We start from the raw sequence: 13,757 nt of genomic DNA, 5'->3' as shown, positions 1-13,757 counted from the left end.
CGCCGAAACTCAACAGGCGTTGAGAACGGATTCCAGCGTCGGGTAGATTCGGCGCATGACCTCGGAGAACCAGCCAGCGCAGGCCGGCCGCGTCGGGCGTCGTCCCGGTTCGTCGAGCACGCGGACGACGGTGCTCGCCGCCGCCAGCGCGCGGTTCGCCAGTGACGGCTTCGCCGCGACGACGATCCGGCGGGTCGCGGCGGACGCCGGGGTCGACCCGTCCCAGGTGATGCAGTTCTTCGGGTCGAAGGACGACCTCTTCGCTGCGGTGATGGCCGTGCCCGCGACCGCGCTCCGGCGCTTCGACACGGCGTTCGAGGGGCCGGACGAGCACCTCGGCGAGCGCGTCGTGCGGGCGTTCCTCGAGGCGTGGGAGGGGCCGGTCGAGGAGTCCGAGCCGCTGATGGCGATGCTCCGCGGGGCGGTGGTGAACGACGAGGCCAACAAGCAGCTCCGGGACTTCATCCAGGCGCGGCTCGTCGCCGGGGCGGGGCGCGGCGGGACCGAGGTGGCCGAGGACCGGGCGCTCCGCGCCGGGCTGGCTGCCGCGATGCTCGTCGGGATCGTGACCGGCCGTCGGGTCATCGGCGTCCCGACGCTCGTCGAGGCCGACCACGACGCCGTCGTCGCCGTGGTCGGGCCGGCGATCCAGCACGTCCTGGTGGGCCCGGCCGACTCCTGAGGCGCGGCCGCGGGGCGCTCCCGGGTCAGGCGCGGTCGTGCAGGGTGACCTGGTAGCCGTCGGGGTCGGCGAAGGTGAACGTCCGGCCGAACGGGCCGTCGATCGGCGCCGAGACGATCGTGTGCCCGTCGGCGACGAGGGCGTCGTGGATGTCCTGCACGTCGGTGGCGTGCAGCCAGATCGCCGCGCCGATGCCCGGCTGCGGCACGGACGCGAGGTCGGTCCCGGGCACGACGTCCCGCAGCGCGAAGGCGATCGGAGTCGTCTCGAACACGACGGCATGCGGGGGGCCCGCCTGGGAGCGGACGAGCCCGAGGTACTGCTCGTAGAACGCCTGCGACGCGTCGAGGTCGCGGGTCTGCAGGGAGATGAAGTCGGGACCGGTGACCGGCATGGTGTGCTCCTTCGTGTGGTGTCAGTCTTCTGACACGACGCAACCTATGTCAGACTACTGACATGAGTCAAGACGGAGCGGCCATCGACCTCGAGACCTCGCTCGGCTACCTGCTGAAGGAAGCATCGAGTGCGCTGCGGGTCGCGATGGAGACGGTGCTGCGGCCGCTCGGGCTGACCGTGACGCAGTACTCGTGCCTCGAGCTGCTCGCCCAGCGCCCCGGGTTGTCGAACTCCGACCTGGCGCGAGGCGCGTTCGTCACCCGGCAGTCGATGAGCGTGTTGCTGCAGGCGTTCGAGCGGGACGGCCTCGTGGTCCGGGCGGCCGAGCCCCCGGTCGGCAAGGCACTCCCGACGCGTCTCACCGACGCGGGGCGACGGACCCTCGGGCAGGCGAGCGCCGCGGTGCGCTCCGTCGAGGACAAGATGCTCACCGGCATGACGGGGGACGAGCGGACGGCGGCGTTCCGGAGCCTCCAGAGCATGATCCGCTCCCTGCGCTGAGGGCGACAGCGAGACCGGATCGCAACACTCGCTCGTCAGGAACGGCAGGAGACTGACACTGCATGGGTAGGGGCACCCTCAGGCGCCCCGTCCGGGAATCCGAGGGGGATGCCATGAACCAGTCCACGAAGCCGGGGTACCGCCGCACCGCGGTCGTCGGCGCCACGATCGCACTCGTCGCCACTGCGGGGGTGCTCGGGTTCGGCGCGACGGCCGCCACCGCCGCGACCGCGTCGCCGTCGCCGACGCCGACCGGGACCAGCACGCCGGCCGTCAGCACGCCCGGCAGCGCGCCGGCCGCGACCAGCGCGCCGGCCGCCAGCACGCCCGTCACCTGGTCGGAGCCGTCCACGCCGCAGCACCCGATCATCCTCACGGTCACCGCCGGCGAGCCGTTCTCCCACACCTTCGTCGCGAACGGCGGCGACGGTCCGCTCGAGTACCTGTTCAACCCCCTCGCCGGCGCCGACGGCTTCACCTGGGACGAGCAGACCGGTGTCCTCAGCGGCACGCTCACGAGCGCGACCTCGTACCCGTTCGACGTCACCGCGACCGACCTGCACCAGAGCGCGGTGCAGCACGTCGTGGTCGAGGTCCAGCCGGCCGCTCCCGTGCAGGTGGTCGCCGACGTGGTCTCCGGACCGAACGGCGAGGCCCCCGGGTGGCTGCTCAAGGACGGCACGATCACCGCGCACCAGGGCGACGCGACCGTCTCGACGATCCCGGCGGAGCAGGGGCAGTCGGTCTGGATCGACTCCACCCCGGTCGACCGCTTCGGCAACCCGTTGTACGGCCCGGAACAGGGCGGGAAGCCCGCGATCACGAGCAGCGTCGCCAGCGACGAGTTCGCCTGGGACGCCACGCGGGCCCTCTGGCGGGTCACCTTCACCCACGCCTCGCCGCACGTCGTGACGCTGACGTACGGGGACGTGACCGGCGTGCTCCGGTTCGCGGTCGCCGCCGCCACGACCCCGGTCGCCACGCCCACGCCTGCGCCCACACCGACCGCGGTCGCGGCCGCCACCGGCACGGCGACCGGCAGCGGGACGGACACCCTCGCGTACACCGGCGCGGACGACACCGGCCTGCTCGCGTGGGCACTCGGCCTGCTGGCCGCCGGTGGTGGACTGCTGGTCTGGCGTCTGCGCCGACGCGCCTGAGACGCGACCGATCGACGGCCTGGAGGCCCGGTGCCGGACCGCACCGGGCCTCCAGGCCGTCATCCGGTTGCGACCACCGTCCGCGCGCCGACCGGCCGGACCGCGTCAGATGGTGACGACGTCGACGGCCCACGCCTCGACGGCGAGGCGCAGCGTCGCCGGCCCACCCGCGAGGATCGCGGTGGACAGGACGTCGGCCGTCACCACGTCGTCGGCGATCACCGTGACCTGCCGGTAGACGCGGTCCTGGTCGGTGCGCCAGACGTGCTCGCCGCGTTCGGAGGTCCCCGAGGTCGCGACGGCGCGCCGCGGGGCGGCCAGCCGGACCACGCGGAGGACCTCGCCGGCGCGGTCCGGGTCGGTGATGCCGGCGTTCCAGTCCCGGCCCGTGACCGTCCCGGAGACGAGCACGTCGCCGCCGACGTTGACGCACCAGTCCGCGTGCCCGGCACTCCGGAGCAGTGCACCGGCCCCCTCGATCGCCGCGGCCTTGACGATGCCGGTCAGGTCGACGCTGCGGTCCGCGCGGTGGGGCTCGAACGCCCCGCCTGTCGCGTTCCGCCACGCGATCGCCCGCGCGTACATGTCCCGGTGCTCGCTGCTCGCCCGGGTCAGCGCGAGCCGGCCGTCGGCGACCTGCGAGGCGGGGGAGTCGGGCCGGTACCGGCTGTACTCGGCGTCCATCCGGGCGAACAGGCGCTCGACGTCGTCGAGCACGGCGGTGGTCGACTCCGTGCCGGCCCCGTCGACGTGCACGGAGGCGACGGTCCCCATGGTGTCGAAGACCCGGCGCACCTACATGCCCGCCTGGTCGAGTGCCGACTGCAGCGACTGGATGTACCCGTCGGAGGTGTACGTGGCTCCGCTGACCGTGTCGATCTGGGCGGACTGCGCGGTGAGGGCCTCCTGCCGGAGCGCGGGCGCCGCCTGCGCACTGATCATCGACGAGCGCGGGTCGTCGTCGGTGAGCTGCAGTGCCGTCACCTCGGTGAGCTTCCCGCCGGCGACGGTCACCTCGACCTGGACGTCGCCGTACCGGGTGCTGACCGCGGTGCCGGTGTAGGTGCCGTCAGCGGCGGACGAGCCGGAGCCGGAGCTCGCGTTCTCCGTCCCCGAGGTGCCCGTGCCGGTGGTCCCGCCGGCCTGGGTCGTCGTCTGCGTGGCCTGCAGGCTCCCGGCCTCGACGCCGGCGGCGATGATCCCGAGGGACACCAGCGCGCCCCCGATCACGATGCGTTTCCTCACCAGTCGAACCGCTCTCGGTGCAGGTGGTCGACGGGGAGCCCCGCGGCGAACGCGTCGCGTTCGACGAGGTCGCTCCACCGTCCCGGACCACAGATGTACAGGTCGGAGTCGGCGAGGTCGGGGAACACCGAGCCCGCCCACACGCCGCGGGCCGTGTCGGACGCCGCCAACCAGCCGGCGGGTCCGGCACCGCGCAGGCCGATGCTCGCGAACACGCGGTGCCCGTGGAGGGCCGCCCAGTCGCGGATCTCGTCCCACAGGAAGGACTCCTGCTCGGACCGGCCGCGGAGCAGGATCGTGACGGCACCCGGAGGCGCGTCGAGCCGCTCCAGGAAGGCCCGCACCGGGGTGACCCCGATGCCGCTCGCCGCGACCGCGATCCGGGTGCTCGTCCGGGTCGCCTCGGTGAAGATGCCGTACGGGCCCGCGAAGCTCACCGGGGTCCCGTGCCGGAGCGCGGCGAGGTCCGCGCTGCCTCGGCCGAGTGCACGGACGGTGATCCGCATCGTCGTGTCCGTCGGCGCAGCGGACAGCGACAGCGGGTGCGCGTGCCACCAGGTCCCGCCCGTCCAGAACCGCCACATGAAGAACTGGCCGCCCGCCGCCCGCAGCCGGTCGAGGTCCCGCCCGCGGAGGTGCACGGACACCACGTCGGCGCCGACGCGCTCGATGCGGTCCACCGTGACGCCGTGCCGGAGGCTCCGGAGCGCAGGCAGCCCGAACCGGAACACCGCGACGGACCCGAGCGCGACCACGTAGAGGACCACCCAGTACACGCGCTCCCAGCTCCCCGCGGCGAGGATCCCGCCCGCGGAGAGCTGGTGCGGGATCGCGACCCCCACCGCGACGTAGGAGAGCAGGTGGACGGCGTGCCACGCCTCGTAGGGCAGCACACGGCGGACCGCGACGATCGACGTCCACACCACGGCGACGAACAGTGCGAGCCCGACGATCGCGAGCACCATGTCCGGGGTGTTCCAGAGCGCCACGGTCTCCGCCACGACGTTCGTGCCGTCCTCGAGCGAGTAGCCCACGATCAGGAGCACCGCATGTGCGAGGAGCAGGTACAGCGCCGGCTTGCCGAGCTTGCCGTGCTGCTGCATCGCGGCGTCGTGGCCGACGAGCCGGTCGACGAACGGCAGCCGCGCGGCGAGCACGAGCATCACGAGCACCAGGTCCGTGCCGACCAGCCCGGCGACGATCCCCGCGGCCGTGACCACGGGGCCGACGCCGGCCAGGTCGACGGTGCCGGAAGCCAGCCAGAGGGTGACGGCCATCGCGGCGGACGCCCAGGCGGTGATGCCGAGCAGGTCCGCGACACCGCGACGGCGTGCGACGCGGCGCCGGTACGGCCGGTCGTGCGGCAGCGGGGGCCGGCTGCGCGCCGGCGGGCGCGTGGTCGGGCGGGGGGCTGCGGCGGTCATGGGGTCGATTCAGCCGCGCGGCGCTATGGGGAGGCTGTGGTGCTGCCGTGGACTTGCCGCGCGGTTCGTGCCGTCTTCCGATGTGCCGGACGGCGCCGTCCGTAACGGTTGCGTAACGGCGCTTTGCGTCAAGACGTTTGACGTTCGTACGGTCACATCAATCGATTGACGAAGCCCGTCGATCGATCGACGTGAAGGAGCGCCATGCTGACGATGAAGGACATCGCCGCCCAGGTGGGTGTGTCGGTGTCGTCCGTCTCGCTGGTGCTCAACGACCGTGACGCCGGGCGGGTCAATCGCGAGGTCGCGCAACGGATCCGTGAGCTGGCGGACGCGTTCGGGTACGTCCCGAACCAGCTGGCGCGGTCGCTGAAGTCGAAGCAGACGCAGACGATCGGGCTGGTGTCCGACCGGGTGGCGACCGTCCCGTTCTCGAGTGCCATGCTCGCCGGCGCGCAAGAGGCTGCCTGGCGTCGCGGGTACGTCCCGATGCTCGTCGACACCGGTGGGAACGAGGAACTGCAGACCCCGGCGGTGCAGTCGCTCCTGCAGCGCAACGTCGACGGGCTCATCGTCGCGGCGACGTTCCACCGCGAGGTCACGATGCCGGATGTCCCGACGTCGACGCCGGTCGTCCTGCTCGACGGACGTCCGGAGACGGAAGAAGCCAGCGCCGACTTCGTCGTGCCGGACGAGGAGCGCGGTGCGTACGACGCGGTCACGCACCTCGTCGAGGCGGGACACCGGCGCATCGGGTTCTGCAGCGTCAGTGCCTACCCGATCGCGGACGCCCTGCGCTCCCGCGGGTACCGGCGAGCCCTCGCCGACGCCGGACTCCCGGTCGATCCGGCGCTCGTCGTGACCGCCGAGGACGCCGCGACCCGATGTGCGATCGCTCCTGCGCAGCGCCTCCTCGACCGGCCCACAGCAGCGCGACCGACCGCGGTCTTCTGCTTCGGCGACCAGATCGCCATGGGCTTCTACCAGGTCGCCAGGTCCCTGGGCCTCGCGATCCCCACCGACCTGTCCATCGTCGGCTTCGACAACCAGGAGTTCGTCGCCGAAGCGCTGGAGCCCGGACTGACCACCATGCAACTGCCGCACCGCGCCATGGGGGACTGGGCGGTCGAGCGGATCCTCGCCCGGATCGACGGCTCCGTACCGCGGTCGGTCGCTCCCGCCGGCATGCGCATGCACTGCCCCCTGGTGATCCGCGGGTCGGTCGCACCGCCGCGCGATCCCCCCTGATCCCCCCCTCCGTCTCGACCCACTCGTCCACGCCGTGCGCCCTGCACGTCGTGCTGGTCGAGCGCGCCTCGGCGCATCCCGAAACGCCATCAGCAAAGGAGCTGCACCATGCACCGAACACCACACCGCCGATCACTGCGCATCACTGCCATCGCCACCCTCGCCCTCGCCGTTGCAGCGCTGACCGGGTGCAGCAGCGCCGGATCGGCCTCGGGCGGCAAGACGTTCACGATCCTGCAGTACGAGGACAAGACGACCGCGCAGGGGCAGGGCTGGCAGCTCGCGCTCCAGATCTTCAAGAAGAAGCACCCCGACGTCGACGTCAAGTTCCAGACGACGAGCTTCGACGGGTTCCGGAAGAACGCGAAGCTCGTGCTCGGCGGCAACAAGGTCCCCGACGTGGTCGAGTTCAACAAGGGCAACGCCGACGGCGGTCAGTTGACCAGCCAGGGACTGCTGCAGGACCTCGACGACCAGGTCACGAAGTACGGGTGGGACGACAAGATCACCGGGTCGATGCAGTCGTTCGCGAAGTACGACCAGCAGGGCAAGGCCGGCAGCGGGAAGTGGTACGGCATCCCGAACGTCGGCGAGTACGTCACCTTCTACTACAACAAGGACAAGTTCAAGCAGGCCGGCATCACCGCCGAGCCGACGACCATGGCCGAGTTCGTCACCGACATGCAGAAGCTCAAGGGCGCCGGCACGACGCCGATCTCGTCCTCCGCGGCGGTGAACCAGGGCTTCAACCAGATGTGGATCTGGTACTCGCTCGTGTCGGCGGCCGCGGACCGGAAGCACATCGACGACTTCATGTTCCTCAAGGGCAAGGTCGACTTCTCCAAGGACCCGTGGAAGACCGGGACCGAGGAGTTCCAGGACTGGATCGACAAGGGGTACGTCGGGAAGGACCTGGGCGGCCTCAACTACGAGCAGGCGACGGTCAACTTCCTCAGCGGCAAGACGGGGATGCTCATCTGGAACAACGGCGTGTTCAGCCGGATCAAGGACCAGTCGACGTTCGGCTGGGGGTCCTTCACGCTCCCCGGTGCGTCCATGTCGATGGGCTCGTCCGGCCACCTCTGGGGTGTTCCCGCGAAGGCGGGCAACAAGGAACTCGCCTACGACTGGATCAACACCACGCTGAGCAAGCGCGTGCAGGACAAGATCGGCGAACTCGGTGGTCTGCCGCTCGCCGGTGACACGGACGCGATCTCCGACCCGGTGACGAAGGCGTACACGCAGCGCTTCGACGAGGTCGTCGCCGACGACACGCTCTCGTTCTACCCGGACTACCCGGTCCCCGGATTCCTGGACTTCATCCAGAACAACATGTCGGCGATGTCGAACGGCAACGAGACGGCGGACGAGTACCTCACCAAGCTGCAGCAGTTCTACGACGACGGCAAGAAGACCGTCGACCAGGGCTGACCCCGACCCGCGGGGCGGGTGCCGTCGTGGCACCCGCCCCACCTCCGAGGAGACCGCGATGACCGCACTCACGCAACGAACCACCGGATCTCCCGGCGTCCGACGCCGGGACCGCCAGCACTCGTACTGGTGGTACCTGGTGCCGATGATCCTCGGCACCCTCGCCATCGTCCTGCTGCCCTTCGCGATGAACGTCTGGTACAGCCTCTTCCAGTGGAAGGGCGGGCTCGCCCCGATGCGCTGGTACGGACTCGGCAACTACGTCGACCTGTTCGCCGACTCCCAGTTCTGGTTGGCGTTCAAGAACTCGGTCTTCATGATCGTCGGCATCGTCGTGGTGCCGACCCTGATCGGGCTCGTGCTCGCGGCGATGCTGTTCGACTACCTCGGCCGCGAGTTCGGACCGAAGGTCGCAGCGACGCTGCGCGCCATGTACTACCTGCCGCAGATCCTGCCGATCGCGGTCGCCGGGTTCATCTGGAGCTGGGTGCTCGCGACCCAGAACGGGCTGCTCAACAGCGTCCTCGCCGTGTTCGGGGACAGCAATCCACCCGACTGGCTCGGCAACCCGGACATCGCGATCTACGCCGTGATGCTCGTGCTCGTCTGGCTGCAGATCGGCTACCCGGTCGTGGTCTTCATGGCCGCGCTGCAGCGGGTCGACCCCGAACTGTACGAGGCGGCGTCGCTCGACGGCGCCGGGTGGTGGCGCCGGTTCACGGCGATCACGCTCCCGCAGATCCGGCCCGAGGTCTTCGTCGTGGTGATCACCGCCACCGTGGGTGCCCTCAAGGTGTTCGCACCGATCCTCATCCTGACCGGCGGCGGACCGGAAGGGTCCACCGTCGTGCCCTCCTACTACTCGTACCGGAACTTCTTCGAGCTCTCGAAGGTCGGGTACGGCTCCGCCATCGCGACGGTCATGTCGATCGTCATCTTCGTCATCGCCGGCATCCTCATGTGGCTGCAGCGTCGCGATGCCGAGGGGAAGGAATCCGCATGAGCGCCCTCCTGTCCGAACCCACCGTGAGCGCACCCGAGCAGCGCACGCCGGCTCCGCTGCGGCGGAGACGCGCGCGCAGGGGCCCTGCGCGATGGATCGTCCTGGCAGCGGCGGCGGTCTTCGCGCTGCTCATGCTGGCGCCCCTGCTGCTCCTGGTCCTCAACGCCTTCAAGACCGGCGCCGACTACTCCGCGCACGGACCGTTGGCCCTGCCGCGGCACCTCAGCATCGAGGCGTTCCAGCAGTACCTCGAGATCGTCGACTACCCGCGGGCGCTCGTGAACTCGGTCGTGATCTCCGGCCTGGTCGCGATCCTCGGGACGGCGCTCGCCCTGATCACGGCCTACGGGATCGGGATCGGTCGGATCCGCGGTCGCGGTTTGCTGCTCGCCGTGTTCCTCCTGGCGACGATGCTCCCGCAGGAGTCGCTGATCTACCCGCTCTTCTACGGTGCACAGGCGACCGGCCTCTTCAACACCGTGTGGAGCGTGGTGATCGTCTTCACCGTCCTGCAGGCGGCGTTCGGCACCTACCTGCTCTCGAGCGTCATGAGCACGATCCCGGAGTCACTGCTCGAAGCGGCGGCCCTCGATGGTGCCGGTCGCTTCCGGATCCTCTGGTCCGTCGTCTTCCCGGTACTCCGACCCACGCTGTCCGTACTCGTCGTCTTCTTCTTCGTCTGGACCTGGAACGAGTTCTACATCCCGCTCGTGCTCCTCACGGACCAGTCCGCGCAGACCGTACCGATCGCCCTCGCGACCCTGCAGGGCCAGAACAGCATCAACCTGACCGCCCTGAACGCCGGGTCCCTGCTCTCACTGCTGCCGACCCTGGTCTTCTTCCTGATCTTCCAGCGCACCCTGAGCCGCGGCGTCACCGCCGGCGCGGTGAAGTGACCGCCCCGGAACCGACCACCCAACCGCTCTCGAACACCGGAGGCTCCATGCTCCCCACCATCACCGAACTCGCACCGCCCGCCGGCGTGCGGTCGCGGTCGATCAACGCCGAGAACCCCGCCGGGGCGTTCGGGGCGGCGGCGGCGGCGTCCTCCGCGCTCGGCCCGGGCCGCAAGGGCAGCGCGTGGTCGAGTCTGCCCGCCGGCGGCACGATCGACCTGGTCGACATCGACGGGCCCGGAGTGATCCGCCACATCTGGATCACCGTGGCGGACGCGACCGACGCCGGACCGTTCGTCCTCCGCGACCTGGTGCTCCGTGCCCACTGGGACGACGAGGAGACCCCGTCGATCGAGGTGCCCCTCGGCGACTTCTTCTGCAACGGCTTCGCGACCAGGGCCCTCGTCACGTCGGAGCCCGTCACCGTCGCGCCCACCGGCGGCATGAACAGCTACTTCCCGATGCCGTTCCGGAAGCACGCCCGGATCTCGCTGAGCAGCGAGCACGGCGCGGACCTCGAGCACGTGTTCTTCCAGGTCGACCTCACCACGGGTGACGAGATCGCCGAGGACACCCCCTACTTCCACGCGCAGTGGCGTCGGTCGAACGCGTCGACCGCACTCGGCGAGGACCACGTGATCCTCGACGGCGTGCAGGGGAGCGGGCGGTACGTCGGCACCTACGTGGCCCTCGCATCGCTGAGCAGGTTCTGGTGGGGCGAGGGCGAGGTGAAGTTCTTCATCGACGGGGACGACGACCTGCCGTCGCTCTGCAGCACCGGACTCGAGGACTACGCCGGGGGCGCGTGGGCGTTCCAGGACGAGCTCCGCTCCGATCCGGAACCGGTCCCGCTCACCTTCAGCGCGCCGTACTTCGGGTACCCCTTCTGCAGCAGCCGGGACACCACCGGAGCGGCGACCTTCCTGCAGGCCACCGCGCCGATGCACGCGCTGTACCGCTGGCACCTGCCGGACCCGATCTGGTTCGCGCGTGACCTCCGCGTGACGGTGCAGCAGATCGGGACGTGGGACCACGGGCTGTTCGAGCGTTCGGACGACATCAGCACCGTCGCCTACTGGTACCAGACGGAGCCGCACCGCCGGTTCCCGGACCTGCCCGCGGCAGCGGGTCGCGTCCCGAGGTGAGCACGTGATGGACGGGAGGCCCGGTACCGGCCCGCACCGGGCCTCCCGTCCGCCCTGGTCACCACCGTCAGCCGTTCCTGGGAAGGTGGGCACATGAACCCCGTCGTCGTCATCGGTGAAGCACTCGTCGACGTGGTCGACCGGCCCGACGGCCGTGTCGAGCACCCGGGCGGCAGCCCGATGAACGTGGCGGTCGGGCTCGCGCGCCTCGGTGTGGCCGCCCGACTCGTGTGTGCGCTCGGCCACGACGAGCGGGGTGCGGTGATCCGCGCGCACATCGGCGCGAGCGGCGTCGAGCTGGACGCGACCACGATCGACCGTACGTCCACCGCGGTCGCCACGATCGACGGGGACGGCGCTGCGACGTACGAGTTCGACCTGGACTGGCGACTGGATCCCGTGTCCGTCCCCGCGGGGACACCGTTGGTCCACGTCGGGTCGATCGGTGCGGTGCTCGACCCGGGTGCCGCATCCGTGCTCGACGCGGTGCGGCGTCGAGCTCCCGGGACGCTCGTGTCCATCGACCCCAACGTGCGGCCGTCGATCACGCCCGACGCCGCGGCGGTGCGTTCCGCGCTCGCACCGCTGCTCGCCGAGGCGGACGTCGTGAAGCTCAGTGACGAGGACGCCGCCTGGCTCTGGCCGGACCGGGACGTCGATGCGGTGCTCGACGGACTGCTGGACTCCGGCGCGACGGTGGCCGCCGTCACACTCGGGGGGAACGGGTGTGCGCTCGCGAACGCCTCGCGCCGCATCGTCGTCCCGGCACCCCAGGTCGAGGTGGTCGACACGATCGGCGCGGGGGACTCGTTCACGGCCGGACTGCTCGACGGGATCTTGGCCGCTGGGTCGACCTTCTCCGACGATCTCGAAGCGCTCGCTGCGCACGCGCTCGCCTGCGCTCGGGTGACGGTGTCCCGTCCCGGAGCCGATCCGCCGCGGCGGGACGAGCTGCCGGCCTGACCCGCGCTGCGCGGGTGGGCCTAGGGTGGCGGCATGTCGAAGGTCAGGGTGCACAACTTCGCGGTCTCGCTCGACGGGTACGGCACGGGGGCCGAGCAGTCGCTCGAGCGGCCGTTCGGCCACGCCGACGGTCACCTCATGTCCTGGTTCGCGGCGACCGCGACGTTCCGCGCGATGCAGGGGGCGCCGGGCGGGGACACCGGCCTCGACGACGAGTACGCACGGGCCTGGGGATCGGGCATCGGCGTGGAGATCATGGGCCGGAACAAGTTCGGGCCCGAGCGGGGGCCGTGGACCGATGACGACTGGAAGGGCTGGTGGGGCGAGGACCCGCCGTTCCACACGCCCGTCGTGGTCCTCACCCACCACCCGCGCGAGACCCTGACGATGGCCGGCGGGACGACGTTCCAGTTCGTGGACGCGCCGCCGGCGGAAGCGCTGGCCGTTGCCCGCGCGGCCGCTCCGGGAACCGACGTCCGCATCGGTGGCGGGGTCGAGACGGTGCGGTCGTTCCTGGCCGCCGACCTGATCGACCACCTCCACGTGGTGGTGGTGCCGATCGTGCTCGGGCGTGGGGAGCGGCTGTGGGACGGGCTCGAGGGACTCGAGGACCGGTTCGACATCAGGACCGAGGCGTCACCGTCGGGCGTCGTGCACCTGACGTTCGACCGGCGGGGCTGAGCGCACCGCCGGTCTCCGGGCTCGCCGGTCGTCGGGTCGCCGGCCTTCCGGCTCGCCGGTCGTCGGGTTCTCAGTCCTCGGGGATGACCCGTTCGAAGCGTGACGTGTCGGCGCCGTCCGGGTCGGGCCCGTTGCGGCGACCGGTGTCGAGGGCGTCGAGTGCGGCGAGTTCCTCGTCGGCGAGCGTGAAGTCGAACACCGCGAAGTTCTCCGCGATGCGACCCGGGTTCGTCGACTTCGGGATCGCGTTCCGACCCTGCTGGACGTGCCAGCGGAGCATCACCTGCGCCGGCGTCTTGCCGTGCGCCGCGGCGATCGCGCCGATCGTCGGGTCGTCCAGGACGCTCACCCGCTCGTCGCCGAAGCCCGGGTAGAACGTGATCCCGCCGATCGGGGACCACGCCTGGTCGAGGATGCCGTGCTCGGCGTCGGCGCGCTGGACGTCGGGCTGCGTGAAGTACGGGTGCAGCTCGACCTGGTTGAGCGCCGGGATGACGTCGGTCTGCTCGAGGAGGGAGCGGAGGTGGTGCGGCATGAAGTTGCTCACGCCGATCGCGCGGACCCGGCCGTCGGCGTACAGGCGCTCGAGTGCCCGGTACGCCTGCACCGTCCGGTCGAAGCGGTCGGGTGCGGGCTGGTGCAGGATCAGCACGTCGACCGTGTCGAAGCCGAGCTTGCGGGTCGCCTTCTCGAACGCGTGCAGGGTCTCGTCGTACCCGTAGTCGGAGACCCAGATCTTGGTCTCGACGACGATGTCGTCCCGGTCGACGCCGGAGGCGCGGATGCCCTCGCCGACCTGGCGCTCGTTGCCGTACGCGGCGGCGGTGTCGATGTGGCGGTAGCCGACCTCCAGTGCGGTGCGCACCGCGTCGACCGTGTCCTCGGGGGAACTCTGGAAGACGCCGAAGCCGATCGGGGGGAGCTGGACGCCGTTGTTGAGCGTGATGTTGTCCATGTGTCCGACGCTAGGACCGCGACCGGC

15 protein-coding genes are annotated in these 13,757 nt (G+C 70.9%); 10 read left to right on the top strand and 5 right to left on the bottom strand.

From position 1 onward, the window contains the following. The first annotated feature begins 55 nt into the window (after positions 1 to 55). A complete protein-coding gene (locus EDF24_RS14430) occupies positions 56 to 682 on the top strand; it encodes a TetR family transcriptional regulator (RefSeq protein WP_123703743.1) in 627 nt (208 codons plus the stop codon). A gap of 25 nt (positions 683 to 707) precedes the next feature. Here EDF24_RS14430 and EDF24_RS14425 read toward each other — a convergent pair whose 3' ends face one another. Next, on the bottom strand, positions 708 to 1,076 hold the full coding sequence (locus tag EDF24_RS14425; protein ID WP_123703741.1) for a VOC family protein: 369 nt from the start codon (positions 1,074 to 1,076) through the stop codon (positions 708 to 710). 62 nt (positions 1,077 to 1,138) lie between these two features. Here EDF24_RS14425 and EDF24_RS14420 point away from each other — a divergent pair, with 62 nt between their 5' ends. Both EDF24_RS14420 and EDF24_RS14415 read left to right on the top strand, forming a co-directional pair. Continuing rightward, entirely contained in the window at positions 1,139 to 1,579 is a 441-nt protein-coding gene (locus EDF24_RS14420) for a MarR family winged helix-turn-helix transcriptional regulator (protein WP_123653328.1), read from the top strand. Between the two features lie 113 nt (positions 1,580 to 1,692). Then, complete coding sequence (locus EDF24_RS14415; RefSeq protein WP_123703739.1) at positions 1,693 to 2,739, top strand: hypothetical protein; 1,047 nt, start codon at positions 1,693 to 1,695, stop codon at positions 2,737 to 2,739. A 105-nt stretch (positions 2,740 to 2,844) separates the two neighbouring features. Here the strand turns inward: EDF24_RS14415 and EDF24_RS14410 are convergent, their stop codons facing one another. From EDF24_RS14410 to EDF24_RS14400, 3 genes are read right to left on the bottom strand one after another with little or no spacing between them, the layout of a single operon-like run. Further along, a complete protein-coding gene (locus EDF24_RS14410; protein ID WP_123704097.1) occupies positions 2,845 to 3,513 on the bottom strand; it encodes an FAD:protein FMN transferase in 669 nt (222 codons plus the stop codon). A gap of 21 nt (positions 3,514 to 3,534) precedes the next feature. Next, entirely contained in the window at positions 3,535 to 3,984 is a 450-nt protein-coding gene (locus EDF24_RS14405) for an FMN-binding protein (protein ID WP_260233455.1), read from the bottom strand. Beyond that, entirely contained in the window at positions 3,981 to 5,408 is a 1,428-nt protein-coding gene (locus EDF24_RS14400; protein WP_123703737.1) for a ferric reductase-like transmembrane domain-containing protein, read from the bottom strand. The genes EDF24_RS14405 and EDF24_RS14400 overlap by 4 nt, the downstream gene beginning before the upstream one ends. A gap of 204 nt (positions 5,409 to 5,612) precedes the next feature. Here EDF24_RS14400 and EDF24_RS14395 point away from each other — a divergent pair, with 204 nt between their 5' ends. The 7 genes from EDF24_RS14395 to EDF24_RS14365 all read left to right on the top strand — a co-directional run bounded on the left by EDF24_RS14395 (position 5,613) and on the right by EDF24_RS14365 (position 12,775). Then, positions 5,613 to 6,656 (top strand): LacI family DNA-binding transcriptional regulator, encoded by a 1,044-nt coding sequence (locus EDF24_RS14395; RefSeq protein ID WP_123703735.1) that lies wholly within the window; start codon positions 5,613 to 5,615, stop codon positions 6,654 to 6,656. A 108-nt stretch (positions 6,657 to 6,764) separates the two neighbouring features. Continuing rightward, positions 6,765 to 8,087: an ABC transporter substrate-binding protein gene (locus tag EDF24_RS14390; protein WP_123703733.1), complete on the top strand. Its 1,323-nt coding sequence runs from the start codon at positions 6,765 to 6,767 to the stop codon at positions 8,085 to 8,087. Between the two features lie 145 nt (positions 8,088 to 8,232). Beyond that, positions 8,233 to 9,090, top strand: a complete 858-nt coding sequence (locus EDF24_RS14385) for a carbohydrate ABC transporter permease (protein ID WP_123704093.1) — start codon at positions 8,233 to 8,235, stop codon at positions 9,088 to 9,090. Then, entirely contained in the window at positions 9,087 to 9,986 is a 900-nt protein-coding gene (locus EDF24_RS14380) for a carbohydrate ABC transporter permease (protein WP_123703731.1), read from the top strand. The genes EDF24_RS14385 and EDF24_RS14380 overlap by 4 nt, the downstream gene beginning before the upstream one ends. Positions 9,987 to 10,033: 47 nt before the next feature. Beyond that, complete coding sequence (locus tag EDF24_RS14375; protein ID WP_123703729.1) at positions 10,034 to 11,131, top strand: glycoside hydrolase family 172 protein; 1,098 nt, start codon at positions 10,034 to 10,036, stop codon at positions 11,129 to 11,131. A 93-nt stretch (positions 11,132 to 11,224) separates the two neighbouring features. Beyond that, a complete protein-coding gene (locus EDF24_RS14370; protein ID WP_123703727.1) occupies positions 11,225 to 12,094 on the top strand; it encodes a carbohydrate kinase in 870 nt (289 codons plus the stop codon). Between the two features lie 33 nt (positions 12,095 to 12,127). Then, positions 12,128 to 12,775: a dihydrofolate reductase family protein gene (locus EDF24_RS14365; RefSeq protein WP_123703726.1), complete on the top strand. Its 648-nt coding sequence runs from the start codon at positions 12,128 to 12,130 to the stop codon at positions 12,773 to 12,775. 70 nt (positions 12,776 to 12,845) lie between these two features. On the opposite strand, the gene EDF24_RS14360 is transcribed toward EDF24_RS14365, so the two are convergent. Then, positions 12,846 to 13,730 (bottom strand): aldo/keto reductase, encoded by an 885-nt coding sequence (locus EDF24_RS14360; RefSeq protein ID WP_123703724.1) that lies wholly within the window; start codon positions 13,728 to 13,730, stop codon positions 12,846 to 12,848. Positions 13,731 to 13,757 lie beyond the last annotated feature (27 nt).

Source organism: Curtobacterium sp. PhB130 (genome assembly GCF_003755165.1).
Lineage (GTDB): Bacteria > Actinomycetota > Actinomycetes > Actinomycetales > Microbacteriaceae > Curtobacterium.
Note: the sequence above shows the minus strand (reverse complement) of the source record. Positions and strands in the feature narration are given on the sequence as shown.

Excerpts from the sequence above, each read along its gene's own strand:
- EDF24_RS14370 (WP_123703727.1), top strand. The coding sequence starts at position 11,225 with ATGAACCCCGTCGTCGTCATCGGTGAAGCACTCGTCGACGTGGTCGAC.
- EDF24_RS14395 (WP_123703735.1), top strand. The coding sequence starts at position 5,613 with ATGCTGACGATGAAGGACATCGCCGCCCAGGTGGGTGTGTCGGTGTCG.
- EDF24_RS14430 (WP_123703743.1), top strand. The coding sequence starts at position 56 with ATGACCTCGGAGAACCAGCCAGCGCAGGCCGGCCGCGTCGGGCGTCGT.
- EDF24_RS14400 (WP_123703737.1), bottom strand. The coding sequence starts at position 5,408 with ATGACCGCCGCAGCCCCCCGCCCGACCACGCGCCCGCCGGCGCGCAGC.
- EDF24_RS14380 (WP_123703731.1), top strand. The coding sequence starts at position 9,087 with ATGAGCGCCCTCCTGTCCGAACCCACCGTGAGCGCACCCGAGCAGCGC.
- EDF24_RS14425 (WP_123703741.1), bottom strand. The coding sequence starts at position 1,076 with ATGCCGGTCACCGGTCCCGACTTCATCTCCCTGCAGACCCGCGACCTC.
- EDF24_RS14415 (WP_123703739.1), top strand. The coding sequence starts at position 1,693 with ATGAACCAGTCCACGAAGCCGGGGTACCGCCGCACCGCGGTCGTCGGC.
- EDF24_RS14360 (WP_123703724.1), bottom strand. The coding sequence starts at position 13,730 with ATGGACAACATCACGCTCAACAACGGCGTCCAGCTCCCCCCGATCGGC.
- EDF24_RS14390 (WP_123703733.1), top strand. The coding sequence starts at position 6,765 with ATGCACCGAACACCACACCGCCGATCACTGCGCATCACTGCCATCGCC.
- EDF24_RS14375 (WP_123703729.1), top strand. The coding sequence starts at position 10,034 with ATGCTCCCCACCATCACCGAACTCGCACCGCCCGCCGGCGTGCGGTCG.
- EDF24_RS14385 (WP_123704093.1), top strand. The coding sequence starts at position 8,233 with ATGATCCTCGGCACCCTCGCCATCGTCCTGCTGCCCTTCGCGATGAAC.
- EDF24_RS14410 (WP_123704097.1), bottom strand. The coding sequence starts at position 3,513 with ATGGGGACCGTCGCCTCCGTGCACGTCGACGGGGCCGGCACGGAGTCG.
- EDF24_RS14420 (WP_123653328.1), top strand. The coding sequence starts at position 1,139 with ATGAGTCAAGACGGAGCGGCCATCGACCTCGAGACCTCGCTCGGCTAC.
- EDF24_RS14365 (WP_123703726.1), top strand. The coding sequence starts at position 12,128 with ATGTCGAAGGTCAGGGTGCACAACTTCGCGGTCTCGCTCGACGGGTAC.